Source organism: Variovorax sp. KBS0712 (genome assembly GCF_006323185.2).
Taxonomy (GTDB): domain Bacteria; phylum Pseudomonadota; class Gammaproteobacteria; order Burkholderiales; family Burkholderiaceae_C; genus Variovorax; species Variovorax boronicumulans.
Genome location: NZ_VCCD02000002.1, coordinates 1,182,373 through 1,204,544, shown reverse-complemented (window position 1 = coordinate 1,204,544; position 22,172 = coordinate 1,182,373). Strand labels below are relative to the sequence as shown.

At 63.8% G+C, this 22,172-nt stretch carries 34 protein-coding genes; 22 read left to right on the top strand and 12 right to left on the bottom strand.

Annotated elements, in window-relative coordinates:
* Window positions 1–18 precede the first annotated feature (18 nt).
* Complete coding sequence (locus tag FFI97_RS22560; RefSeq protein WP_139701232.1) at window positions 19–843, bottom strand: ABC transporter permease; 825 nt, start codon at window positions 841–843, stop codon at window positions 19–21.
* 174 nt (window positions 844–1,017) lie between these two features.
* A complete protein-coding gene (locus tag FFI97_RS22555) occupies window positions 1,018–1,866 on the bottom strand; it encodes an SDR family oxidoreductase (protein ID WP_139701233.1) in 849 nt (282 codons plus the stop codon).
* Window positions 1,867–2,226: 360 nt separating this feature from the next.
* On the opposite strand from FFI97_RS22555, the gene FFI97_RS22550 reads away from it, so the two are divergent.
* Entirely contained in the window at window positions 2,227–2,943 is a 717-nt protein-coding gene (locus FFI97_RS22550) for a GntR family transcriptional regulator (protein ID WP_139701234.1), read from the top strand.
* A gap of 50 nt (window positions 2,944–2,993) precedes the next feature.
* Here FFI97_RS22550 and FFI97_RS22545 read toward each other — a convergent pair whose 3' ends face one another.
* Genes FFI97_RS22545 through FFI97_RS34065 form a run of 4 tightly spaced genes read right to left on the bottom strand, consistent with a single transcriptional unit; the run spans window position 2,994 to window position 6,692 of the window.
* Window positions 2,994–4,232, bottom strand: coding sequence for a M20 family metallo-hydrolase (locus FFI97_RS22545; RefSeq protein ID WP_139701235.1), 1,239 nt, complete (start codon window positions 4,230–4,232; stop codon window positions 2,994–2,996).
* Window positions 4,229–5,110, bottom strand: a complete 882-nt coding sequence (locus tag FFI97_RS22540; protein WP_139701236.1) for an alpha/beta fold hydrolase — start codon at window positions 5,108–5,110, stop codon at window positions 4,229–4,231. Before FFI97_RS22540 ends, FFI97_RS22545 begins: the two co-directional genes overlap by 4 nt.
* Window positions 5,111–5,148: 38 nt before the next feature.
* Window positions 5,149–6,321 carry a pyridoxal phosphate-dependent aminotransferase gene (locus FFI97_RS22535; protein WP_260685114.1) on the bottom strand — a complete coding sequence of 391 codons (1,173 nt, stop codon included), beginning with the start codon at window positions 6,319–6,321 and terminating at the stop codon, window positions 5,149–5,151.
* A gap of 23 nt (window positions 6,322–6,344) precedes the next feature.
* On the bottom strand, window positions 6,345–6,692 hold the full coding sequence (locus FFI97_RS34065; RefSeq protein ID WP_260685167.1) for a hypothetical protein: 348 nt from the start codon (window positions 6,690–6,692) through the stop codon (window positions 6,345–6,347).
* Here FFI97_RS34065 and FFI97_RS34445 point away from each other — a divergent pair.
* Both FFI97_RS34445 and FFI97_RS22525 read left to right on the top strand, forming a co-directional pair.
* A complete protein-coding gene (locus FFI97_RS34445; protein WP_409574641.1) occupies window positions 6,691–6,825 on the top strand; it encodes a hypothetical protein in 135 nt (44 codons plus the stop codon). The two genes, FFI97_RS34065 and FFI97_RS34445, sit on opposite strands and share 2 nt — an antisense overlap.
* A 54-nt stretch (window positions 6,826–6,879) precedes the next feature.
* Complete coding sequence (locus tag FFI97_RS22525) at window positions 6,880–7,047, top strand: heme-binding protein (protein WP_139701237.1); 168 nt, start codon at window positions 6,880–6,882, stop codon at window positions 7,045–7,047.
* Window positions 7,048–7,826: 779 nt separating this feature from the next.
* On the opposite strand, the gene FFI97_RS22520 is transcribed toward FFI97_RS22525, so the two are convergent.
* From FFI97_RS22520 to FFI97_RS22510, 3 genes are read right to left on the bottom strand one after another with little or no spacing between them, the layout of a single operon-like run.
* Entirely contained in the window at window positions 7,827–8,300 is a 474-nt protein-coding gene (locus FFI97_RS22520; RefSeq protein ID WP_139701238.1) for a MarR family winged helix-turn-helix transcriptional regulator, read from the bottom strand.
* A complete protein-coding gene (locus FFI97_RS22515) occupies window positions 8,297–8,779 on the bottom strand; it encodes a PaaI family thioesterase (RefSeq protein ID WP_139701239.1) in 483 nt (160 codons plus the stop codon). The genes FFI97_RS22520 and FFI97_RS22515 overlap by 4 nt, the downstream gene beginning before the upstream one ends.
* A gap of 3 nt (window positions 8,780–8,782) precedes the next feature.
* Window positions 8,783–9,667 carry a 3-keto-5-aminohexanoate cleavage protein gene (locus FFI97_RS22510; protein ID WP_139701240.1) on the bottom strand — a complete coding sequence of 295 codons (885 nt, stop codon included), beginning with the start codon at window positions 9,665–9,667 and terminating at the stop codon, window positions 8,783–8,785.
* A gap of 224 nt (window positions 9,668–9,891) precedes the next feature.
* Between FFI97_RS22510 and FFI97_RS22505 the strand changes: the two genes are divergently transcribed.
* The 4 genes from FFI97_RS22505 (at window position 9,892) to FFI97_RS22490 (ending at window position 13,307) form a co-directional block, all read left to right on the top strand.
* Window positions 9,892–10,890: a fumarylacetoacetate hydrolase family protein gene (locus FFI97_RS22505; protein WP_260685113.1), complete on the top strand. Its 999-nt coding sequence runs from the start codon at window positions 9,892–9,894 to the stop codon at window positions 10,888–10,890.
* Window positions 10,891–10,900: 10 nt separating this feature from the next.
* The gene (locus FFI97_RS22500; RefSeq protein ID WP_260685112.1) at window positions 10,901–11,908 is read left to right on the top strand and encodes a fumarylacetoacetate hydrolase family protein; all 1,008 of its coding nucleotides are present in this window, start codon (window positions 10,901–10,903) and stop codon (window positions 11,906–11,908) included.
* Window positions 11,909–11,963: 55 nt separating this feature from the next.
* Window positions 11,964–12,530 (top strand): cupin domain-containing protein, encoded by a 567-nt coding sequence (locus FFI97_RS22495; protein ID WP_260685111.1) that lies wholly within the window; start codon window positions 11,964–11,966, stop codon window positions 12,528–12,530.
* Between the two features lie 195 nt (window positions 12,531–12,725).
* A complete protein-coding gene (locus tag FFI97_RS22490) occupies window positions 12,726–13,307 on the top strand; it encodes a TetR/AcrR family transcriptional regulator (protein WP_139701242.1) in 582 nt (193 codons plus the stop codon).
* Window positions 13,308–13,329: 22 nt separating this feature from the next.
* Here FFI97_RS22490 and FFI97_RS22485 read toward each other — a convergent pair whose 3' ends face one another.
* Window positions 13,330–13,575 carry a hypothetical protein gene (locus FFI97_RS22485; RefSeq protein WP_139701243.1) on the bottom strand — a complete coding sequence of 82 codons (246 nt, stop codon included), beginning with the start codon at window positions 13,573–13,575 and terminating at the stop codon, window positions 13,330–13,332.
* A 180-nt stretch (window positions 13,576–13,755) separates the two neighbouring features.
* Between FFI97_RS22485 and FFI97_RS22480 the strand changes: the two genes are divergently transcribed.
* From FFI97_RS22480 to FFI97_RS22470, 4 genes are all read left to right on the top strand, one after another.
* Window positions 13,756–13,998, top strand: a complete 243-nt coding sequence (locus tag FFI97_RS22480) for a hypothetical protein (protein WP_139701244.1) — start codon at window positions 13,756–13,758, stop codon at window positions 13,996–13,998.
* A gap of 364 nt (window positions 13,999–14,362) precedes the next feature.
* Window positions 14,363–14,821 carry a DUF945 domain-containing protein gene (locus FFI97_RS22475; RefSeq protein ID WP_139701245.1) on the top strand — a complete coding sequence of 153 codons (459 nt, stop codon included), beginning with the start codon at window positions 14,363–14,365 and terminating at the stop codon, window positions 14,819–14,821.
* On the top strand, window positions 14,818–14,946 hold the full coding sequence (locus FFI97_RS34055) for a hypothetical protein (protein ID WP_260685109.1): 129 nt from the start codon (window positions 14,818–14,820) through the stop codon (window positions 14,944–14,946). Before FFI97_RS22475 ends, FFI97_RS34055 begins: the two co-directional genes overlap by 4 nt.
* A 125-nt stretch (window positions 14,947–15,071) precedes the next feature.
* Window positions 15,072–15,776: a YqaJ viral recombinase family protein gene (locus FFI97_RS22470; RefSeq protein ID WP_185993683.1), complete on the top strand. Its 705-nt coding sequence runs from the start codon at window positions 15,072–15,074 to the stop codon at window positions 15,774–15,776.
* A gap of 11 nt (window positions 15,777–15,787) precedes the next feature.
* On the opposite strand, the gene FFI97_RS22465 is transcribed toward FFI97_RS22470, so the two are convergent.
* Window positions 15,788–16,018 (bottom strand): hypothetical protein, encoded by a 231-nt coding sequence (locus FFI97_RS22465; protein ID WP_139701247.1) that lies wholly within the window; start codon window positions 16,016–16,018, stop codon window positions 15,788–15,790.
* Window positions 16,019–16,158: 140 nt separating this feature from the next.
* Here FFI97_RS22465 and FFI97_RS22460 point away from each other — a divergent pair, with 140 nt between their 5' ends.
* The 9 genes from FFI97_RS22460 (at window position 16,159) to FFI97_RS33675 (ending at window position 20,538) form a co-directional block, all read left to right on the top strand.
* Window positions 16,159–16,557, top strand: coding sequence for a hypothetical protein (locus tag FFI97_RS22460; RefSeq protein ID WP_139701248.1), 399 nt, complete (start codon window positions 16,159–16,161; stop codon window positions 16,555–16,557).
* Window positions 16,548–17,153, top strand: a complete 606-nt coding sequence (locus tag FFI97_RS22455; protein ID WP_139701249.1) for a hypothetical protein — start codon at window positions 16,548–16,550, stop codon at window positions 17,151–17,153. The genes FFI97_RS22460 and FFI97_RS22455 overlap by 10 nt, the downstream gene beginning before the upstream one ends.
* The gene (locus FFI97_RS22450; protein ID WP_139701250.1) at window positions 17,140–17,436 is read left to right on the top strand and encodes a hypothetical protein; all 297 of its coding nucleotides are present in this window, start codon (window positions 17,140–17,142) and stop codon (window positions 17,434–17,436) included. The genes FFI97_RS22455 and FFI97_RS22450 overlap by 14 nt, the downstream gene beginning before the upstream one ends.
* 187 nt (window positions 17,437–17,623) lie before the next feature.
* The gene (locus FFI97_RS22445) at window positions 17,624–18,163 is read left to right on the top strand and encodes a hypothetical protein (RefSeq protein ID WP_139701251.1); all 540 of its coding nucleotides are present in this window, start codon (window positions 17,624–17,626) and stop codon (window positions 18,161–18,163) included.
* A complete protein-coding gene (locus FFI97_RS22440; RefSeq protein WP_139701252.1) occupies window positions 18,160–18,471 on the top strand; it encodes a hypothetical protein in 312 nt (103 codons plus the stop codon). Before FFI97_RS22445 ends, FFI97_RS22440 begins: the two co-directional genes overlap by 4 nt.
* Before the next feature lie 14 nt (window positions 18,472–18,485).
* Complete coding sequence (locus FFI97_RS22435; protein ID WP_144004511.1) at window positions 18,486–18,737, top strand: hypothetical protein; 252 nt, start codon at window positions 18,486–18,488, stop codon at window positions 18,735–18,737.
* Entirely contained in the window at window positions 18,718–18,960 is a 243-nt protein-coding gene (locus FFI97_RS22430; RefSeq protein ID WP_139701254.1) for a hypothetical protein, read from the top strand. Before FFI97_RS22435 ends, FFI97_RS22430 begins: the two co-directional genes overlap by 20 nt.
* 271 nt (window positions 18,961–19,231) lie before the next feature.
* Window positions 19,232–20,017, top strand: coding sequence for a hypothetical protein (locus FFI97_RS22425; protein WP_260685108.1), 786 nt, complete (start codon window positions 19,232–19,234; stop codon window positions 20,015–20,017).
* 383 nt (window positions 20,018–20,400) lie between these two features.
* On the top strand, window positions 20,401–20,538 hold the full coding sequence (locus tag FFI97_RS33675; protein WP_185993682.1) for a hypothetical protein: 138 nt from the start codon (window positions 20,401–20,403) through the stop codon (window positions 20,536–20,538).
* Between the two features lie 216 nt (window positions 20,539–20,754).
* On the opposite strand, the gene FFI97_RS22420 is transcribed toward FFI97_RS33675, so the two are convergent.
* Window positions 20,755–21,099, bottom strand: a complete 345-nt coding sequence (locus tag FFI97_RS22420) for a helix-turn-helix domain-containing protein (RefSeq protein ID WP_095946890.1) — start codon at window positions 21,097–21,099, stop codon at window positions 20,755–20,757.
* A gap of 247 nt (window positions 21,100–21,346) precedes the next feature.
* Between FFI97_RS22420 and FFI97_RS22415 the strand changes: the two genes are divergently transcribed.
* Both FFI97_RS22415 and FFI97_RS22410 read left to right on the top strand, forming a co-directional pair.
* Window positions 21,347–21,718 (top strand): hypothetical protein, encoded by a 372-nt coding sequence (locus tag FFI97_RS22415; protein WP_139701255.1) that lies wholly within the window; start codon window positions 21,347–21,349, stop codon window positions 21,716–21,718.
* A 31-nt stretch (window positions 21,719–21,749) separates the two neighbouring features.
* The gene (locus FFI97_RS22410) at window positions 21,750–22,160 is read left to right on the top strand and encodes a hypothetical protein (protein ID WP_139701256.1); all 411 of its coding nucleotides are present in this window, start codon (window positions 21,750–21,752) and stop codon (window positions 22,158–22,160) included.
* The last annotated feature ends 12 nt before the right edge of the window (window positions 22,161–22,172 follow it).

Sequence of the window (22,172 nt, the reverse complement as noted above, 5' to 3'; positions counted from 1 at the left end):
CGGGGGGCGGGGGCGTGCTCAACGGCGCCAGCGGAAGATGTGCTTCTCGACGAGGCCGAAGACGAAGACCTCGATGAACATCATCACGACGAGGAAGCTCAGCGCGTAGGCCAGCACCTGGGTCATGTCGAACATTTGGAAGTAGTACTCGATGCGGTAACCCACGCCGCTGCTGCGGCCGAGCAGTTCGACGAACAACACCATCTTCCAGACCAGGCCCAGGCCGAAGCGCGAGGAGGCCAGCAGCATCGGCGCCACCTGGGGCAATATCACCGAGCGGATCATCTGCATGCGGCCGGCGCGGAAGATGCGGCCCATCTGGATCAGCCGCGTGTCGATGCCCTTAATGCTCTCGCGGATGTTGATCGTCAGGAAGGGTACGACAGTGATGGCGGCGCCGATGACGGCGGCCCGGTCGTTCATGCCGATGATCATGTAGACGGTGAGGATGGTGACGATGGCCGGCACCGTGATACCGCACACCACCCACACGCGGAAGAACATCCCGGCGCGCGGCGAGACCGCCATCGCGAAGCCCAGCACGAGCGAGATGCCCATGCCGATCACGAAGGCCAGTGCGATGCGCCAGAGCGAAATGCCGATGTCGCTCCACAGCTCGCTGGTGTTGGCCAGCTCGTGCATGGCCGTCAGCACGGTGTGCGGCGGCGGCAGTACCGACGGCGGCAGGAACAACGTGGCGAAGTACCAAAGGCCAACAATGCTCAGCACCGACAAGATGCTCATCAGCACCTCGGGCGGCAGCCGCGGGCGCGATGGCGATGCGGCGCTGCCCGTCGAAGCCGGGGACTCGTGGATGGCAGGGAGGGGAAGGGGGGTCGACATGGCGTGGGGCGGTCGTTGTCCGGGGGCGCGGTCAGTGCCAGCCGGGCTGGTGGTGGGAATGCAGGCTCACGGGACTCCGCAAGAGCAGTGCCAGTGATTTGTGTGCGCCGTGCCTTGCAGGAAGGCATGGCGTCGCACTTTGGTGAATCCAGGAGTCGATGACACTCATGCAAATCAATAGGAAGCTCGGTCCGGCTCAGGCGGCTTTGCCTGCTGGTTCTGCGCCAACTTGCCCGTCTTGATGATCGAGCCGCGGGCGGCGATGCCGCCGTCGATGGTGACGATGGTCCCGGTGATGTACTGGGCCAGGTCCGAGGCCAGGAACAGCATCAGGTCGGCCACTTCGTAGGCTTCGGCGGGGCGGCCACCCGGGTATTGCAAGAACAGCTCTTCCCAGCGGCCTTCGTCGCCGTAGTTGTCGAGCGCGCGGCGCTTCATCAGTTTGATCATGCGGTCGGTGGCGACCGGGCCGGGGTTCACGCCCACGACGCGAATGCCGTCGTCTAGGCTCACGCCGCCCAGGGCGCGGGTGAAGGCCATCACGGCAGCGTTGCAGGTGGAGCCGGCGATGTAGTTCGCATCCCAGTTTTCGCCCGAGTTGCCGATGTCATTGACGATCACGCCGTGGCCCTGGCGCTTCATGCGCGCGTAGACGTGCTGCGTGAGCTCCATGTAGCCCAGCACCTTCAGCGAGAAGCCTCGACGCACCACCTCCCAGTCGAGCGATTCGATCGGGCCAGAGGGCATATCGCCGGCGTTGTTTATCAGGATGTCGACGTCGCCGACGGCGGCGTCGAGCTGCTTCATTACGCCGGGCACCGACAGGTCGAGCGCGTGGACCTGCACGTTCACGTCGTGGTGGGACTGGATCTCCTTGCGGGCGGCTTCGAGGGCGGCGTTGTCGCGGGCGGCGAGGTGCAGGTGGGCGCCGGCCTTCGCGAACGCCCAGGCGGTGGCTAGGCCGATGCCCTTGGAGGCGCCAGTGATGAGGGCGGTCTTGTGGGTCAGGTTCAGAGAGGTCATGTCAGTGCAGTCGTGTTCAAAGGGTCGGAAGGCGGGGCGCACGGGCCGGGCTCGGCGGTGACGCAGGCCCCGAGGGGTTGCGTACACGGCTTCGATAGGCATTGCACTAACCGTGCCACGTGGAAAACACCAGAAATTAGCTTTCAGTATTCGAAATTGCGCAAAAATTAGCATCAAATTGATGCATGTGAATACAAAACTTAGAAAATTGGATTCAAAATGGCGTGCGAATGCACCGAGCCGGCGCGTGATCCGCGAATGGATGGCTCGGGATTCGTGGCGCGAATACTGCTAGACGGGATCCCGTATCCTGCGGGCCCGCGAGTCCCAGTGAACAGACACTCAGCATCCGGAGACCCCATGAAGCCAACCCTTCCGCCCAATGACGCCGCGCCGATGCGCGAGCGTGTGCGGGACAAATCCGTCACGCTGACCGAGGACCTGCGTGAGTCGCTCGAGGCGCAGATCGTCAGCGGTGCATTGAAGCCGGGCGCCCGGCTCGACGAGGCCGAGCTGGTCGAGCGCTACAAGGTCTCGCGCACCCCGGTGCGCGAGGCGCTGCGCGCACTGGCCGGCACCGGGCTGGTCGAGATGAAAGGCCCGAACGGCGTGTGCGTGGCCAGCCTGTCGATGCCGGTGATCATCGAGATGTTCCAGATAATGTCGGTGCTCGAAGGCCTGTGTGCGCGCTACGCCGCGCGCCGCGCCACGCCGCAGCAGCGTAAGCGCCTGCTGGAGATCCAGGACGAGTTGAAGGCGCTGGTGAACAGCGACAACCGCGACCTCTTCTACCAGGTGAACCAGAACTTCCACGACGCGCTGTACGACGCATCGAACACGCACCATCTGTCTGCGCAGACGCGCTTGCTGCGCAAGCGCGTGAGCTTCTACCGCCGCTACGTGACCTACCAGCCGGGCCGCATGCTGGCGACCATCGGCGAGCACCAAGCCATCATTGATGCGATCCAGCGCAACGAGCCGGAGGCTGCGTTCTCCGCAGCGGCCAACCATGTGACGCTGCTGCAGGACGACATGGTCGACCTGATCTCGGCGGTGTCCGCCTACATGCCGGCGTGAGCCCCAGGCGCGGTGTCATTCGCCGTATCGGTCGCGGCACCACCATTAGGTCAACCCACCAAGCCTTGCAGTACCTCGGTCAACACACGAGTGCCGTCGGCGAGGTCGGCCGGTTCTGTGAACTCGGTCTCGTTGTGCGTGATGCCATCGCGGCTGGGCACGAACACCATTGCCGAAGGCGTGACTGAGTGGAGGTAACGAGCATCGTGGCCGGCGGCCGAACGCAGCTCCATCGACGCGATGCCCAGCGTGTCGGCGGCCGATTTCACGCGGGCGCGCATCGCGTCGGGGAACACCAGCGAGTCGGCGGCGGACAGCCGCGTCACCGTCACCTTGCACGGGCCTGCGTGAGCCTGGCAGAGCGGTTCGACGGCTGCGCTCAGCCGGCGCAGCGTATCGGTGTCGGGGTGGCGTAGGTCGATCGAGAACAGCACGCGACTGGGAACGACCGAGGGTGCGTTGGGTGTCACCTCGAAGCGGCCGACGGTGAACTTCACCTGATCCTCGGCGTCGTGCAGCTCGGCGGTGAGCGCCTGCACCATCGCCAGCGCCGCCAGCAGCGCATCGCGGCGCTCGGTGCGGCTGGAGGTGCCGGCGTGAGCGGCCTCGCCGTCCACGACCACGCGAAAGGTGTGCTTACCTTGGATGCCGGTGACCACACCGACCGGGATGCCAAGGCGGTCGAGCACCGGGCCTTGTTCGATGTGGGCCTCGACGTAGGCGTGCACCGCTCCGGCGAGTGGGCGGTGCGGCAACTGCGCCAGGCGCATCGCGGTGTCCTGCAACGCGTCGGCCACGCAGATGCCGTCGGCATCACGCACGCTGCCGATGTCGGCTAGCGTGCGATCGCCGGCGAACACGGCCGCGCCCATCATGCCGGGCGCGAAACGCGAGCCTTCCTCGTTCATCCAGGCCACCACGTCGAGCGAACGGCGCGGCGTGATGCCGGCTTCGCGCAGGGCCTGCGCGGCTTCGAGCGCGGCCACGACGCCGAACACGCCGTCGTATCGGCCACCGGTGGGCTGGCTGTCGAGGTGGGAGCCGCTCAGCACCGGCGCGGCGTCCGGGTCCTGCCCGTTCAGGCGCAGGAAGAAGTTGCCGGCGTCGTCGCGGCTGGGCGTCAGGTCCAGCGCGCGGCCCCACGAGGCCATCAGCGCCTGGGCCTCGGCGTCTTCGGCCGACAGCGCCGGCCGGTTCACGCCACCGGTGGGCGTGGCACCGATGCGCGCGAGCGCGGCCAGGCGCTCGCTCAGGCGGCGTTCGTCGACGAACAGGGCCGCCTGGGTCATTCGGTCTTCATGATCTGGGCCGGCTGGCTGCGCGGGTCGCGAGGTAGCCATAGGTCCTGTTCAACGGTGGCGAGGAAGTCGCTAACAAACTGGTTGAACAACGCCGGCTCCTCGATGTTGAGGGTGTGGCCGGTCTTGGGCAGCACGAGCAGGCCGCACGCCGGCACCGTCTTCTTCAGGAAGATGCCGGGCTGCAGGCAGTGGTCGTCCTCATCGCCGACGACGACCAGCGTGGGTACGGCCATCTGGCGCAGCTTAGCCTCCAGGTCGTAGATGGACGGGCGGCGCGCCTGCACGCCTTGCATCGTGCGGGCCGACCCCACAGACGAATGCTCGGCGAGCTGGTTGGCGAATTCCTGCCAGCCGCGCGGATCCTTTACCTGGAATACGATGCGCGAGCCGGCCTGCGAGTAGGTCTTCGAGAACCCGGGCGCGCCCACCTCCTCGAACTTGCGCGCCACTTCGAGCGACACGTTTCGGAAGTAGTCCTCGAACTCCTTTTCTGCGCCGTAGCCGGCGCCCGCCACCACCAACGACAGCGCACGAGAAGCATGGCGCAAGCCGAAGTGCAGCGTGGAGAAGCCGCCCATCGACAGGCCCACGATGTGGGCCTTGTCAATGTCCAGGCCGCTCATCACGTCGGCGATGTCGTCGACGGCGATCTGCTGCGAGTAGCGCTCCACGTCGGTGGGCACGTCGGACGGCGTGTACCCACGCGCGGCAAAGGTGATGCAGCGGTAGCGGCGCGTGAAGTAGCGCATCTGCGCTTCCCAGCTGCGGTGGTCGCCACCGAACTCGTGCACGAACACGATCGGGGTGCCGGTGCCGGCTTCTTCGTAGTACAGGCGGGTGCCGTCGCGGGCGGTGATGAAGGGCATGGTCGTGTCCTAAAGGTGGCTGGGGGGCGGCTGCGGGTTCAGAACAGCGCAGGGGCGGGTATCGTGCGTGCGCGCTCGACCATGGCGGGCAGCAGTGCGCAGAAGCGGTCGGCCCATTCTTCCGGCACCGACAGGCTCACCTTGATGAAGTTGTCGCCAAAACGCTTCGTGTGGTATGTGCCCTGGCGGATCATGATCCCTTTCTCGCCGTAAGCAGCCACCAGCGATTCTGGGTTCACGCCGGCTTCGGCAGTGTCGATCACCAGCAGGTTGGCGTGCGAGGGGTACACCAGTACGCGCAGGCCCGGCACTGCCTTCACGGTCTCGGCCACGGCGGCCTGATTGCGGCGAAGTCGCTGCTTGACCAGCGGAAACCACTCGTTCTTGGTCTTCAGGCCGGCGATGGCGGCGCGCTGCGAGAGCACGTTGCTCCCCAGGTTGTTCGGCGGCGCGGTGGCCAGCAGCTCGATGATTTCCGCGCCGGAGACAACGGCGCCCAGGCGCATGCCGGCCAGGCCCAGCCACTTCGAGAAGCTGTAGACGACTATGCTCTTGTCGTAGAACTTGGCCGCGGGCGTGAAGCCTTCGGCGAACTGCGAGTAGGTGGCGTCGTGGACGAAATACGCCCCGACCGAACGGGCGATATCGGTGAGCTCGCGTATCTCGTCAGCGGTGTGGCAAGTGCCCAGCGGGTTGTTCGGGTCCACCAGGTAAATCACGCCGGTGTTCGGGCCGACGGCGGCACTCAGCTGGTGGGCGGTGAGCTTGTAGTCTTGTTCTTCATTGAAGATTGGCAGCTCGACGACGTTCGAGCCGAACTTGCGGGCGAAGTGCATCGGCCAAGCCCAGCTCGGGTCGGTCGTGACGAAGTCCTGGCCCGGCTTGCAGATGTTGCTGCAGACGTTAAAGAGGGCTTCCACGCCACCGTCGGTGACGAAGGCGCAAGCCTCGGGCAGGCCGAGGTCTTCGAGGATCAGCTGGCGCAGCTCCTCGAAGCCACAGGGCGGTGCATAGGCGTGGTAGCTGCCGTCCTTCAGCGCGTCGGCGATGGCGTGGAGCACGCTGGGGTGGGGGTCGAAGTGGTTGGTGTTCTGTCCCAGCCACATCAGGCCGGGCGTGTTGCAGAGCTGGTCGAAGTAGCGGTTGCGTTGTTCAAAAGGGCGCATGAGGTGGTCCGAGTTTTCCCATTCACGCAGCACGATGTGTGCCATACAAAATCGCTGCTTTTTGCCCACTAGAGGGTCATGTGTGCATACAAATGGTGCGAAATAGAAAAACTTGCATCGGCTTTGTGAATGCAAAACAGTGCACTATGTATCCAGTAGGTTTCGCCTGGGATAAATTGTCGAAGCGCCCGCAGCCCGGGGAAGAACCACCAGTTCATCCGCTTGCCTTGCTCCTTGCGGTCACGAGTCCGGAGCGGCGGAAGGCCCTTCCCGATGTGCCCAGCATGGTTGAGCTCGGCTATAAGGACATCTCGTTCGTTCGAGTGGCTCGGTTGGTTTGCTCCGACGGCCACACCTGCTGCAAAGGTCAATGCACTGAATGCGGCAGTCAACGCTCCGTTCGCAAGCTCGGCCATGGGTGAAATGTTCGACAAGAATGCGCTTCAGCCCCTGGACGGGGCGCCGACGGCCTTGGCGTCGCTGACCGAGCGCGATTACGACTACTGGCAACAAGTGGTCAAAGCAACTGGCTTCACCCCCGAGGACTGACCACCCTCATGCGCCGGGCGGGCCTCTAGACACTTTTGAAGGATTGAAAACACTATGAGCATCACCCTGGCGCAAGCGAACGAAATCATCCAAGCGGCACTGGTCCGCTCGAAGGCCAAGGGCTTCAAACCCATGGGCATTGCAGTCCTGGATGAGGCCGGCAACCTGAAGGCCTACGTCAGCGAAGACGGAGCGAGCATGTTCCCGCCTCGCGAAGCCTGAGCCTGGTACTCATCTCTACGGCTGTGGCCCAAAGGGGTTCATGGACGCTGTTCTGGTCGAAGCCCGTGCAAAGAGCTAGCCGGAAGAGCAGTTGAACTACGAATTCTTCGCCGCACACGTTGGGCCTGCCGAAGGTGATGAGAGCTTTGAGGTACAACTCGCGAGCTCAGGGCGGACCATCACTATTCCCAAGGGGAGGGCAGTGATTCAGGAACTGTATCGCCCGAGCGCGGCGGCATCCGCATCTCCTGCGGCCTCTTCAACACCTCCGAGGACGTCGATCAGGTCGTATCGCTGATCCAGCAGCGCTTGAACTGCAGTACTCATTGCGCTCCAGGTGTCCGCGCGCATTGCAACCGCCCCACGGGCCTGTAACAGGCCTTGCGCCAGGCCTGCACTATCCCAAGGCCACGAGCAGCTTCTTAAGAAGAAAAAGTACCCCGAAGAACCCACCGAGGACTAGGAAATACGCCAACGGTGCGCCTGCCATTGTCTCCCACCATCTCGGTGGGCCGTATGGCTTGGGTTTACTTTCTAGGGCGTTCATCATGTTTCTTTGGGATTGGTGCCTCTGCCTTCACAAGGCAGACTGCTGCTGTGCTTCAACTGATACGGATCTTCGGCTTGACCAGCGCGTTGATCCCCTCGGCCAACCATAGCGGCGGCCTGCGAGCGGGGCCATGCAATGAAAGCTAATGGCCATGCTAGAGAAAGCGCATGGCTCGACTGTGCGAAGCGGCCCTTGACCGCGCTGACCGCGCGGGCCGGTCGAACGAACGCTACGCAGAAGATTTACCGCCTCGCGCATTGTTCGCCAGGCGCACAAGCAGTTGAAGCAGGTTCTTCCGCTGTGCCGTGTTGAAGTCAGCCAGTAGTTCGTGTCGCACGCGCTCGAGCACAGGAGCGACCCGCTGCGCAGATTCCGCGCCGCGCTCGGTGAGAAGAACTTCGACCACTCGGCGGTCCGACAGAGACCGCGATCTGCGGCAAAGCCCCTTGCGTTCCAGGCGATCGATCAATCGGGTCATGCCGGCCGGATCAATTTCGCAGAGCAGGGCCAGTTCGATGATCCGCAACGGACCGCGGATGTACAGGAAATGCAGTGGCCGCCATTGCGACTCCGTCGGTCCGCCGATGCCGCGCAGCCGCGCGTTCACAGCAGTGCTGGCGAGTGCAAGGATTCTGCGAATTAGGAGATTCAGGTCTTCTTCGATGTCATAGCCCGAGAGGGCCGAAGAGCTTGCGAACGTCACGGCCGGACTGCCATCACGGCCAGCGACGAGGTGGCATTCGCGATCAGGCGGGAGCGCTCTGCGTCGTAAAGCTTCGCGTGCGCAAAGGCGATCTGCCGCCCGACCCGGTCCACCCCCGCCACTGCAATGAAATGACCTTCGTGGCCAGCGCTCTGCATGTTGACTGTCAGGCTGACGGTGGCGCATGTATGGCCAGGCTTCAGTTGCGACAAGACCCCCATCGCCATGGCCAGGTCCAGCATGTTCGCCAGCGTGCCTCCGCCCACTACGCCGTTGCCCTGCGTCGCATCGCGTGGCGCGGTGAACCGGATCACCAGTTCGTCTTTACCGCTCTCCACCAGCAGGGCCGACAGACTGGCCAGCGCGGGATTCACCTCCAGTGGGAGGTGTCGGCGTCTGGACGCCACCGCGTCCGCGATGAATGCGCGGGTGGGGTTGTCCCCCTGCAGCGGAATGTCGGAAATCTCGCCGGGTTTCACGGTTCAGCCTAGCAGAGTAGTGCGCGCGTGATCGGGCGTGGCGACGTCATACCCGAGGTCCTCGATGATCCTGGCCGCCTTGGCGACGAGTTCGGCGTTGTCGCGTGCGAGCTTGCCCGGCGAGACATATAGGTTGTCCTCGAGTCCGACTCGCACATGCCCGCCTAGGATCGCGGCAGTCGCGACCATCGGGAATTGGTCCGAGCCGATGCCGAACGCGCTCCAGTGCGAGCCGGTCGGTAGCAGGCGCTGCATCTCGGCCAACACTGTCGGCGTGGCCGGTGCGCCCCAGGGCACTGACATGCACAGCTGGAAATATGCGCTCTTCGGAATTGCACCTGTCGCGATCAGGTGACTCGCCAGGCGGGTGTGGCCCAAGTCGAAGACCTCCAACTCCATCGTCACACCGCTTGCGTGGATCTGTGCGGCCATCTCGCGCAGGTGGTTCGCGGGGTTGATGAAGACGGCGTCGCCGAAGCTCATGGTTGCGACGTCGAGGCTGCAGATGTCGGGCTTGAGGCTGACCACGTGCGCAACCCGCTCATGCGGCGTCATGAGTTCGGCGTCGGGAATGGGGACGACACGAAACGGCGCGTCGGTCGGCACCGTCAGCATCGTGCCCGGACCGGTCGTGAGATTGATCAGTACATCGCAGCGGGATGCGCGGATGCACTGCACGACCTCCTCGTAGTAGGCGAACTTCGTGGAGGACTTGCCTGTCTCGGGCTCGCGCACATGGATGTGGACGATGGATGCGCCGGCGCGCGCAGCATCGATGGCCTGGTCCGCGATCTCCCGGGGCGAGGCGGGCACGGCGGGGTTCTTTGCTCGGGTGTCCCCCGCGCCGGTCAAGGCGCAGGAAATGATGACGGGAGGGCGCTTGCTCATGTGTGAGGCCAAGGCTGGCAATGGAAGTGACAAAGCCGGCATTCATGGATTGAATCTTGCCGGGATATTAAGAGACGAGTCGTATCGAGTTGAATGTAGACGCCAAAAATAGGTTGGTCAAGGAAAACGTCCGCTAGGTAATGCCTATGTCTCCAAGGGAAAACACTCAAATTTTACATATAAACGAGACGTATAGTATCAAAAATGTTCAGACAGGAGTTGCCGTGAAGCTTGGAAGGTTTGTCGTGCAGGGGCTCGATGGCCCGATTCAGCGCATCTGCATGGTGTTGCCAGAGCAGTCCCGTGTTATCGATCTGCGCGCGGCGGAGGCATTGCGCCAGCAGGCGCGCGGTGCCAGTCGCGATGCCGCGCTGCGATACGCATCTGCGGTGTTTCCCAAAAGCATGTCGGCGGCCATCGCTCTTGGTGAGCAGTTCCTCGAGACGGCACACGAGGCGGCGGCATGCTACGGAGACGACGCGTCCAGGCCCTTTGAAGGTTTGCATTGGGCCGCTGCCTGCGACCCGTCGGTGGTGCGCGACGGCCTCACTTTCGTCAAGCACATCCGGCAGTTCCATGAGCGCATGAAGCTCACGCCCGCACCCGCGCTGCTGCAGGTGCCCGGCTATTTCAAGGGTTCCCCATGGACGGTGATCGGGCATGAGGCCGAGGTGCCCTGGCCGGCACGCGCCGAAAAGATGGACTATGAATTGGAAATCGGCTGGGTCGTGGGGCGCACCGCCCACAACATCACGCCCGACACGGCCCGCTCGCATCTGTTCGGCGTGACGATCTTCAACGACTTCTCGGCCCGCGACCTGCAGGCCAACGAATTCGCGATCGGCATGGGACCGACCAAGAGCAAGGACTTTGCCTACGGCATCGGGCCCTGGATCACCACGATCGACGAGTTTCCGCACCTGGACCGCATCCGCATGGCCGTGAGGGTGAACGGCGAGACCTGGGGCGAGGGCGACACGTCGGAGATGCTGTGGAGCGTCGAGGAGCTGGTCGCCTACGTGTCGTTGGGCGACCATGTGCAGCCGGGCGATGTCATCGGTTCGGGAACGATGGGCAACGGCTCGGCGCTGGAGCTCGGCCGAAGCCTCAGCCCGGGCGATGTGGTGGAGCTGGAGGTGTCCGGTGTCGGCGTCCTGCGCAACCGCATGGGCCAGCCCGAGAAGGGCACATGGTGGCCGACGCCGCGCAAGCCTTTCATGTGAGAAGGCGGCCGTGAAGTTTTCCCTAGGAACTTTCTCGCACGACAGGGGCGAGCGGTTTGCCGCCATGTGCATCGGCGATCGGGTGCTGCCCTTGCACGCGTTGCATGGGCAGGCGCTGCGCTGCGGAGCAGCGTGGCCCGAGAAGGCGTCGGTGCTCGACCTGCTGCAGGACTGGGATCGCAACCTGGTGGCGCTGCGGGCGCTGCGGGAAACCATCGCCGACGAACACGAGGCCCAGATACCGGTGGCCCGCCTGAGGGTGCATCCTCCCGTGGACCTGCCGCGGCAGCTGCTTTGCACAGGGGCCAACTACCGTAAGCATGTGGTCGATCTCACGCTCGACATGGGCGTCGGGCCGGAAGGTCTCGATGGCCCTGCGCTGCGCAAGTGGGCGGAAGATATGATGGACGAACGGGCAGCGCACGGCGAGCCGTACGCGTTCCCGAAGTTGCCTTCGGCCGTCACGGGTGCTTTCGATCCGATCCTGCTTCCGGCAACGACCGGCAAGCCCGATTGGGAGTTGGAGCTCGCCGTCATCATCGGTCGGCGTGGCAGGAACGTGCGCCGCAAGGATGCGCTTGATCACGTCGCCGGCTACGCGATCGTGAACGACGTTTCGGCGCGCGACCTCATCGCCCGCACCGACTACAAGATGCTGGGCACCGATTGGCTCAGGTCGAAGTCCGCCCCGAGCTTCATGCCGTTCGGTCCCGTGCTGGTGCCCGCATGCTTCGTGGCGGACCCGCAGAACCTGCGGATGACCTTGAAGCTGAATGGACAGACCATGCAGGACGAGTCAACCGCGGACATGCTGTTCGACGTGGCACGGCAGATCGAATACCTCTCCGCACACATCGAGCTCTGGCCGGGCGACCTTATCGCCACCGGATCGCCTGCCGGGAACGGCACCCACTACAACCGATTTCTCCAGGACGGCGACGTGCTCGACTCGGAAATCGAAGGGCTGGGCAGTCAGCGCAATGTGTGCGTACGGCCGCCAGCGCCGAAGTCCGCCTGATCGCGCATAGCGAATGCAAACCCCTCATCCATCTTTAGAAGAAAGGCCCCTCGGCGTGAATACCGAAGCAACGATCGAGAAACAACAAGCGAAGGCGCCGGCGAACGCGCGGCCGGTGCGGCGCATCGTCACCGGCGAGAACGCGCAGGGCAAATCCGTCTTCGTGTCCGACGGACCTGCGCCGAACTACACAACCGATCCGGGCACGCCGCTCGCGCGGGTGGTGTGGGCGACGGGCGAAGCCGCGGCGCCCGGGACCGATCCGGCGCCTGCCGGTCAAGCCTTCGGTTTTCATTCCAAAGGCGGTTCGCTTCTGCGGGTTGTGGATTTTCCACCGGACGAAACCTACGAGACCGCGAAGCTGGCGCGTTTTCTTGACGAGCACGGCGTGCGGGACACCGGCGATGCCCGTCACTTCTGGTTCCACAAGACGCAGTCTCTTGACTATGCGATCGTGCTGGACGGCGAGATCCATGCGCTGATGGATGAGGGCGAGACGCTCATGCGCGCTGGCGACATCCTGATCCAGAGGGCCACCAACCACAGTTGGGCGAATCGCTCCGGCAAGACATGCCGCATGGCCTTCGTGCTGCTGGACCTGGAGCCGGGTGCCAAGGTGTGATGGCGTGTCCAGGATAATGGGCTCGTCGCAATAGCCATCGAGAATTCCTTGCCGACCAAAACTCCTTCTCCAACGACCACAGCCAAAGCGCGCGGCCGTTCCGCTGCCTCCTCGGCGGCGAAGCTCGCCGCGGCTCCGGGGCCGGCTGCTTCGCGCACGCGCTCGCCTGGTCGCGCACGCAGCGATGCATCGCGCATGGCCATTCTCGATGCCACGCTGAAGCTGCTTGAAACAACGCCAGTGTCCCAGATCTCCATCGAGTCGATCGCACGTGAGGCGGGCGTGGGCAAGGCCACCATCTACCGTTGGTGGAACTCGAAGGCCGCGGTGGTCATCGAGGCATTCCTGCACACCCACCTGTCCCACACGCCGATGCCGAAGGATGTCAGCCCGCGCGACGCGCTCATGCGGCATATCCACCTGCTGGTCGAGGAGTACAGCGGCTGGTCGGGGCGCATCGTTTCGCAGATCATGGCCGAGGGGCAGAGCGACCCGGACGTGCTGCGCGAGTTCCGCGAACGTTTCTGGTACGGGCGGCGTGCGGTCGTGCGCGAGGTGGTCGAAGACGCGCGCCGCAAGGGCGAGTTCCGCAACGACGTGGAAACGGAACTGCAGATGGACATCCTGTACGCGCCGATCTACTTCCGTCTCCTCATGCGGCACCTGCCGCTGGACAAGAAGTTCGCGGACGAACACTGCGCCACGATGATGCAGATGCTGGCACCCATCGAGGGTCAAACTTCTGCGGCGTCGCCCAAACGGCGCAAGCTCGCCTGAGCCGCCTGCCCGCGGGAGAGTTTCAGCCGCCGGGCAAGGCGGAAGTGTCGACCAGTTGCTCGTACGTAAAGTCGGCACCGAGCAGGCCACAACGGCGGCGCTGCGCGGCAAGTGGCTCGATCCCCGCGTGACCCGGCAACAGCAAGTCCGGTGTGGCACGCAGCATCGCTTCCATCGCCAGCGCCGAGAAGCCGGCGGGTGCCAATGCTTGGCGAGCGGCCTCCGGCGTGCCGATCATGCGCTGGCGTGCCTTTTCGAGGTCGTGCAACCAAGTGGAAAGGGCGGGGGCGTAGCCGTGCCAGGGCGCCTGCCCTCGCCGCCAGGCGCTGACCCGGAAATGCGGGGTAGCGCTCCTGGACGGTCGCGATGCGGCTCAATCCCGCCTCCAGAGCCATGGCGTCGAAGGGGGGCCCAGCAAGGTGGCATCGCCACGTCCCGAGACGATGGCATGGTGCCGTTCCTGCACGCCGCCCACCCGCTCCAGCGCGTAGGCGTCCGGTCCGATGCCTTCGTCCGTGAGCATGGCGCGCAAGGCCACGACGAAGCGGTTGTCGGGTGCGTCGACGAGGATGCAGTCGATGCGGGCAGGCCCGGATGGGCGACGAGCGCGCTGCGCAAGCTGGTGAGCTGGCTGATGGCGTCGAAGTCGGTGGGTTTGTACGGAAGCTTCTTGTACAGCTCGGGCATGTAGCAGCGAGCTCGGGATACCTCTGCTGCCCGAGCAATGATGCGCTGAGCCAGGTTCGTCGGCTTCATCCGGCAGGTGATGGTGGGGATCAAGAAAGTCGACCGGTTGTTCGTGCTGGCCCTGCCCGCCTACAACTTGGTGCGCACGCGGACCTTGGCAGGGTCCTTCGTTGGCTGTGTTGCGGACCAGTGGCCGGGCCGCAAAGGTCAGCTTTGTGGCCTCCAGCTTCGGCAGGCCGCTCGACTCCAGAATTTTTCAGCCCCATATGACTACAGCGGACAGACAGTAGAAGGTCCGTCCGCACCCAACAAAGCCCAGCCCGGCCTCACCGTCGTGCTGGGCTTTGTGCTGTCTGGGTCTACCAGACGTGTTCTCTCTCCTTCAGGGACGGTTCTCCGCATTCCCGCATCTCATAGACCACGACTTCACATCCACCACCTTTGACGATGAACCCTTTCTTGAGCACGAACCCCTTGCGCAGTTACCCAACTTCGCTTGCCCCGCCTGCCAGTCGCGACGGACCGTTCCCCGCGACACCGGCAAGAAGGCCGGTGCGGCCATCGGCACCGTCGCCGGCGCGGGCGGTGGCATCTCTGGTGCGCTGTCCGAGCGCAAGGTCAAGAGCAAGGAGTCCCTGGACTACTTTCTTCAAGTGCCTTGCGGGCCGAGCGTCGGTGAGGGCCGGGCGGTAGAGAGGAATGCCGCGCTGAAGGGCATCACTTACGAACGGGCCTTCACGAAAATGCAGGCCCTCTATGAGGGTCATGGCCGTGGTGCAGAGCTCAGCGCAGCCAGAGAAACCGCGTGGGCTTGCTCAGTGCGATGACCGAATTTGTTGATTCCGTGCGCCGGGCCCTGAACCGCGAATACCGGCTCGACAGCACCTGGTTCGGCCAGGGGGCTGCGATCAAACAGCGCGCGCTCGCCCATGCACTTGAACTCGTCGTCTGAGGCGTGATCGCCAAGCAAGTCGAGCCGCGACCATCTCAACACTCCGCCCAACAACACGAAGCCCCGTCTCTCCTTGTGGAGAACGGGGCTTCGTGTTGTTGGGCATGAACACCCAAGGAAAAACCATGATCTACACACGCGCAGAGCGCCTACGAACCATGCGCCCTTCATCGACAGGACGCGCTGCACTGCATCTGGTCTCGACGTTCGATCGCGATCGTCGACCTCCAACATCCGATCCATCCGAAACCAGCCTTTCACACTTGGATGCCGCCGCCGCTCTCGGCCTGGATCCCTTCAAGTCCGAGGCGCGCCTCTGGGCGGAGAAGACGGGCCGCCAGGACCTGTTGCAGCCGCAACAAGATCGGGACGACAGCGCGGCGTACTGGAGCGGCCTGCTGGAGCCCATTGTGGCCGCGCACTATACCCAGCGCACCGGACGCCAGATCCGGCGCACCGACACCAAGCTGCACCATCCGCGCTATCCCTGGATGGTCGCCGCCGTCAAGCGCGAGGTTGTGGCCTCGCCCGAGGTCCAACTGCTGGAGTGCCTGTGCGTCGGCATGAACGTTGCCCCGCTGTGGAACCACGGCGTGCCCGCACACATCCGGTTGCGGCTGCTGCACCTGCTGGCCGTCACCGGCCTGCGTGCGGTCGATGTGGTCGTGCTGTTGGGCGGTCAGGATCTGCAAATCTACCGCATCGAACGCGACGAGGCCGAGATCGCACGGCTGATCAGGCAGGAGCGGATGTTCTGGCGCAGTGTGGAGCAAGACCAAGCGCCGCCTTCGCGGGATAAGGACGTGTCAGTGTGTGTTCCTGCGTCCTGATGCACTGGGCATCAGCGTTCCCGCCAGAACGACCACCACCGGCGTGGCTCTGATCTCATCTCCAGGGGGCGCAGATCCAGGGTGTCGTAGTTCGTGAATGGGCCCCCAGCGCGCCGGCGCAATTCCGTCTCGAGTTCGTGGGCGATGCCGCGTGCGTGAAGGTCTCCCGCCAGGGCCTTCCTGCGCCACTCGATGGCCATTGCACTCAATGCCTCGTCGGGCAGTTCCTGCTTTGTTGTCATGCACCGATTGTGCCGCGTCGGCCAGCGAATTTTGACAGATGTCCTGATGCGTCCATGAGACATCGCGCGCCCGGGGTGGTGGCCCGCCGATCCTTCCCTCTTCTGTGCTCCTTCTTACTTCTTCAATAGTCCAAATCGAAATGAACAACGAATCAACCCCTTCTGCCCCATGGGGGCACGGGCCTTCTGCGTTGCAGTCTGTAGGCCTTCATCGCTACATCGCCCGAACGCTGCGCGTCAGTGCTCACCATCTTCCATGGGAGATCGCGAATCAACTCCACACTGAGTTCCAAGCGAGCGAGTTCGATGAAGCCGCGTCATCGCATCGTGCCGGCCTGCAAATCGTCGAACTCGACGACTTCAGCTGGCGTGCCGATGTCACGGCCGACAACATCGCCGCGGCCCGGGTGCTGGGGTGGCATGCATTGCGCCGGCTGCTGCGACTGGCGCAGACATATCAATGCGAGGCCCTGGAAGTCGCCCCAGGCAACTTGGTGCTGCCAGCTGTTCTGGAGTTCGAGGTCTTCCCATGGCCTTGAACCGCTCAGCATCCCCTTGCGCGACTTCCATCTCCATCGATCCCGATGGCGAGTACCTGCTGGGAGCCAATGTGTACACCGGGCATCAGCTGCAAAGGGCCATTCACTGCGCGCACAGCGTGGCGCGTGCCTACGAGATCGCCGACATCGCCAACGGCGGCGGTGGCTCCGTGGAGCGCAGCGAGATCGACGATGCGCAACGCGAGGCCGCCGATGCGATGGGGCCGCAGGCGATGCGCGAGATCGTTGCTTCGGCGCGTGAGTACAACGACGCCTTGCCGCGGGAGTCGGAGTTGGAGTCGGAAGACGGCGACTCCTTGCTCAGCGCTGAAGAAAACGCCGAGGCCTGTGCCGAGGGTTGGTCGCTTTTCATGCACTCGCGCGAAACCCTCGAGCTTCGGCTCGAGCGCATCGACAGCCCCGACGAGGGGGACGGTGCGCTGCCCGACGATGCGGCCGCCTGGCTGCGGGTCTGGACCCGGGCCACGCCACTGCATCTGAAGGTGATCGACATCCTCAAGGCATCGTCTCCAGCAGAGTACGCGCGCATCGAGGCCTATGTCCACGGTGTTGAGGCATGCCATGCACCTGCTTGAACGCCTGGCCCGCGAGGTCGTGGCGCGCTGGGAGTATGGCGATCTTGCCGAGGCCGTGAATGCGTTGGACCGGCACTTGCAAGACATCGCCAAAGACAGGGAGCGTCATGCAGAACTGATCGAACGCGCCATCGACCTCTACCAGGACGACGACATCCAGATCGACGCGGACGCCTCGTTGGTCTGTGAAAGCGAGGCGGGGGCTTTCGTCATGGGCTGGCTGTGGGTGTCTGGGCGTGATAGCGGTGCAGCGATCCATCCAGAAGCTACGCCGCCTCCATGACAGTCCCTTGCAGCCTTTCACTTCAAACGACTCTCAATATCAACCCAACCCGCCTTGTGCGGGTTTTTTTACGTCTACGCAATGCATCAACTCCTCCGTTTCCTTCTTGAAATTCTCCTTCTGGTGGTCTCTTCGATGACTGCCACCTGGTCTGCGCGAGCGCAATCCTCCGCGCCAGGGCGTTGACATGGGCAGCATCGTTTACCGCGCCACCAAGGACCAGGCTGTTCACGATGAACTGGTCAGCGTCGGAGCTTCTTCCGCGGTGCTTGCACATCGCGTGATTGGCAATCGGCTGTGGTTTCTGGCCCAGGTCCGAAGTGGCGAGCGCGCCGGGCGCAAGTGGATCGGCCTGGCGCTCATCGACTGCAAGAGCGGCGAAGCCGCCGTTAAGTGCATGGACGAGACCTGTGGGCCTTGCTACTACGACTGTCCCCTGACGTTCCTGACACAGGCGGATCCACCTGTGGGGCCCTATGCCGGGGCGTGGCGCGAGAAGGTCCGAGCCTTTCACGTCGCTCGAACTGCCAAGCGTGCAGCCATTCGCCAGGGTGCGCGCATCTCGTACGGCTACCAGGCCTACGTGCTGCGTCGCAGCCTCGGGCGACGCGGATGGGAGGTCGCACGCGAAAGCGACGGCTTCGTCTTCCGCCTGAAATCCAGACAACTCGGCAATGCGACGGTGTTGCCGTTCCAAGAAAAACATTCACAAGAGAAACATCCATGAAAACCAGATTCCGACGGCACGCCACAGTGCCGCCCCATGCCCGCGACCCCTTCGCCCAAGACGTATTCAAGTGGTCTGCCGACTTCGAAGTTCCCTCGATCGGCGAAGACGTGATCATCCGCATCAACGGCATCGGCCGCGCCAAGGTTGTGGGCTACGCCTCGCAAGGCGGCTACCTGGGCGTGATGACCGTGCCGTACAGCCCGCCCGATTGGTGGATTCGCCAGAACGGGCTGCCCAGCCCAGACAACGCGGCGCTGGCATTCGGCGCGGAGATCTCGCGCATCGATGCAGGGGAGGGCGCATGAGTGGCGCGCCGTCCATGCCCCGCACGGTGGTGATGTTCAGCATCGAGCTTGCGGTTTTCGACGAGAACGCACTGACTCGCGCTGCCATGGCTCGTGCGCGCGAGGATGGCCTGGACGATGAGGTGTGGGCATCGATGCGTTCGGGCATCTGCGATGACTTGATCATGCTGCTCGATCCGGGCCTGGTGGCCGATGCAGGCTTCGAGATCCTGCAGTCGACATGTGAGGTGAGCGAGGTGAGCGAGCATGCCGTCGACCAACGTTGAGTTCGTCACCGATTTGATGGAGTTCAGCGCCCACGGCGCGCTCATCCAGGCGTTCATCATGCAGGCGCTGGAGCAGTACGCCCAGCGCGTGGCTGCAATGGATCCGGAAGCACTGGATACACCGATGGTCAGCGGCCACGCCTGGCATGGCTGCGCGGTAGAGGTGCGGGACAAGCTGGCCAGAAGGCTTGGTCGCAACGACGCAGGCCGACCGCCCGCATAGTCGTCGACGCACGAGCGTTGACTCGCGGCAGCAGCTGACTCGCGGCAGCAGCTGACTCGCTGCAGCTGCACACACAAACAGAAAGCGGGCCCCCACGCCCCGTATCGGACCTCCCGGTCCGTCTTCATCCCCACGCACGCCCCCACCACACCCCGGCCTCTCTGGCCTGAAGCGTGGTGGATGTGCGCGCGTGGGTCTGGCTCGCCCCTTGGGGGCCGGCACTTCATGGCGTCGCCCTCAACGGCTGCGCTCACAACATAGAGGATCAACTTTGTCCATCTCGATCATGGCGCGGGCACAAGCTCGCCCGTACTCCAACCGACCGCCGCCAAAGCGGTTGGATCACTCTGGCGGAGCTTCTTCCGAGCAGGACACCTGCACCTATCACCTGGTACGCGCCAGCCGCAACCGCAAGACGGGGCCAATCCCGGTGACGACGACGAGTGCGAACTCGTGCCCACCGACCTGCAGCTTCAAGGGAAACGGCTGCTATGCCGACAGCGGTCCCTTGGCCATCCATTGGCGTCACGTGTCCGACGGGCGGCGAGGTGGCACCTTCGGTGAGTTGCTCCAGGAGATCGCCACTTTGCGGCGCCATGCCCTGTGGCGCCACAACCAGGCGGGCGATCTGACCCCCGAAGCTCCCGGTGTCATCGACGCCCGAATGCTCACGCGACTGGCTATGGCCAATCGGGGGCGACGTGGATTCACCTACACCCACTATCCACCGACACCCTGCAACCAGGCGGCGATCCTCAACGCGAACAGGCTGGGCTTCACGGTCAACCTGAGTGCCGAGACTTTGGCGCAGGCCGACGCGTATGCCGACCTTGGCATCGCGCCGGTGGTCGTGGTGTTGCCCCAGGGAGTCACCAAGCCCACTCGGACGCCGGCGGGACGCCAGGTGATCGTTTGCCCTGCCAGCACCGGCAATTCCGATTGCTTGAACTGCGGCATCTGTCAGCAACGCGATCGCGTCGCCATCGTGGGCTTCCCGGCCCATGGGGCAGGTGCGCAGCGCGTGCAGGCGATCTTCTTCGAGGGTAAGTCTTCATGAGAAGGGGCCCCGAGCAGTTCCCGGCGTCGCGCCCGACCCGCCAGAACGAGGTATTCACTCTCGACGAGGCGTTTCTTCAGCGTGTGGACCGCACGATGCTGCGGCGCAAGCAAACCGATCCGTTCCAACAGGATGCGGGCTGGCGTGCCACCGAAGAGGAAGCGAGGTTGCGACAACTTCAGTTGTCAGACGAAGAACCTGTCCGAAGCAAGCCGCTATGAATGTGGTCCTCGGCTGGCACCAGGAAGCTGCCTCCCCCGATCCCTCTCTTGCTCCTCCTGGACGTCACAGACCCCGGCCCCCTTCAAGGGGCCGGGGTTTGGTCCTTCTGGAGTGCAGGAGATCGGCCCCACCACTCACAAGGAAAGACAAAGGACATCGCCATGAACATCTGCTACGGGCCGCTCGATTACTTGACGGCCTTCGCCCTCGTGCTTGCGGCGGGAATCTTCTGCGGCTTCGCGCTGGGGTGGAGTTTCTGCGGGTACCTGCGCAGGATTTCTCCGCACGGCTTTGACTAAGGCAGGTGGGCTCCTGAGAAATCAACACATAGCCACCGAGTCGGTCAATTCGACGGCTTCGCCCCATTTCCGCAAGGGGAGGGGCATGGCGGCCCCCCTGCGGATTGAAGGGGTGGGTAAGACAAGAGTTCAAGCCCTCATCCTCAAAGAACTGGTCCGGCCAGTGTCCTCTCGGGCCGGCCTGTAGCACAACTGCGCTAAAGCAATAGACGCACTCTACTTTGGGGCAGCCAAATCCTGAATCGAGCGCAACGCCTGCTTGCGCATCCGCACTCCGAGGGTGTGATAGAGCCTCAAAAGCTCCGCCTCATCATCATCGACCGCCCAAAAATACGACAACGGCACGCCCAGCGCTTGAGCCAAGTGCGTGGACATCAAGACATCTGGTGTGTGCTTGCCGCGTTCGTACTGGTTGATTCTCGCGCTGGCGGAAAACTCGTCCACCCCGGCGGCCACGCCAAGCCCTTCTTGCGAGAAATTGCTACGCAAGCGTGCGGCCTTGAGCCGCCTGGCGAACAACGGCAAAGCGGGGTCAATCTGAGCATGGCTTGCACGCGGCATCCTCAGATAGTCTGAGTTTCGACTTGTTCTTATACTAAGGAATCCTTAGTATTTGGAAGAGCAAGTCCTACATGAAAAACACCTCCCACGATGCGCCGAGGAAGACCATCACATCGCGACATATGCCTCCTCACCGATAGCAAGGCATTCCGACAGTGCGCCACCCACTGGATCACCGCGGAGAAATGCACGCTGCCCTCGCCGGCATCGAGATGGCCAAAGCTCCTCTCATTTCAGCTCCCTAACCATGAATATCCACTTCCACAAAAACGGTCAGACCCGCTTCGTCAAGCACGGTTTCTCCTGGCAGATCTTCTGCTTCGGGCCTATCGCCTTCTTGATGCGCAGTCAGTACTTGCTGGCCGCCGCCTGTGCAGCAGCCATGTACGCGGCCTACATGCTGACGGCCTTCATCGTGATCACGGTCTTGGACCTCGATGTGGAGCCCGCCCACTTCCTAGGCGTCATCGCCGCGTGCAGCCTGGTGGGGTACGTCGGCAATCGCATCTCGGCGCGCAGCTACGTGAAAAACGGCTGGGCGCCGGTCGCGGACTTCCCGGCCGACTGGAATGTCCCGCAGCTGATCGCGCCGAAGGCCCGCGGCACCACATCGACCTGAACCTGTCCCCTAACTCTCTCGAAAACCTCCCATGCAAACCATCCTCGGCCCCGTCTTCGCGGTGCTCACTGCGATCGTCCTGACCCCTTTGGCGCTCGCAGGAAGCGGCGATCCGCTCCTCAACCCCGATGCCGTGCGCCACCAGATCGACCGCTCAGCCATGGAGATCCAGATCCAGGGCTGGAGCCGCGACCTCAAGTACCCGGTCTATCCGATCCAGGTGCAGGCCAGCGCCAGCGGCGTGTACTACACGACCACCGAGCGGGTGAAGACGTACCGCGAGTACGACTTCGACGAACTGCGCTGCGAGATCGGTGACGCCGACCGCGCCGTGCTCAAGGCGCCCGGCTATGCCTGCGCCGACGGCGTGTGCATGACCAAGGAGGGCGCTGTCCTTGGCACCGACCCTCGCCGCCCACTCAACAAGAAGCACAAGTGCTAGCGGCATCGCGCA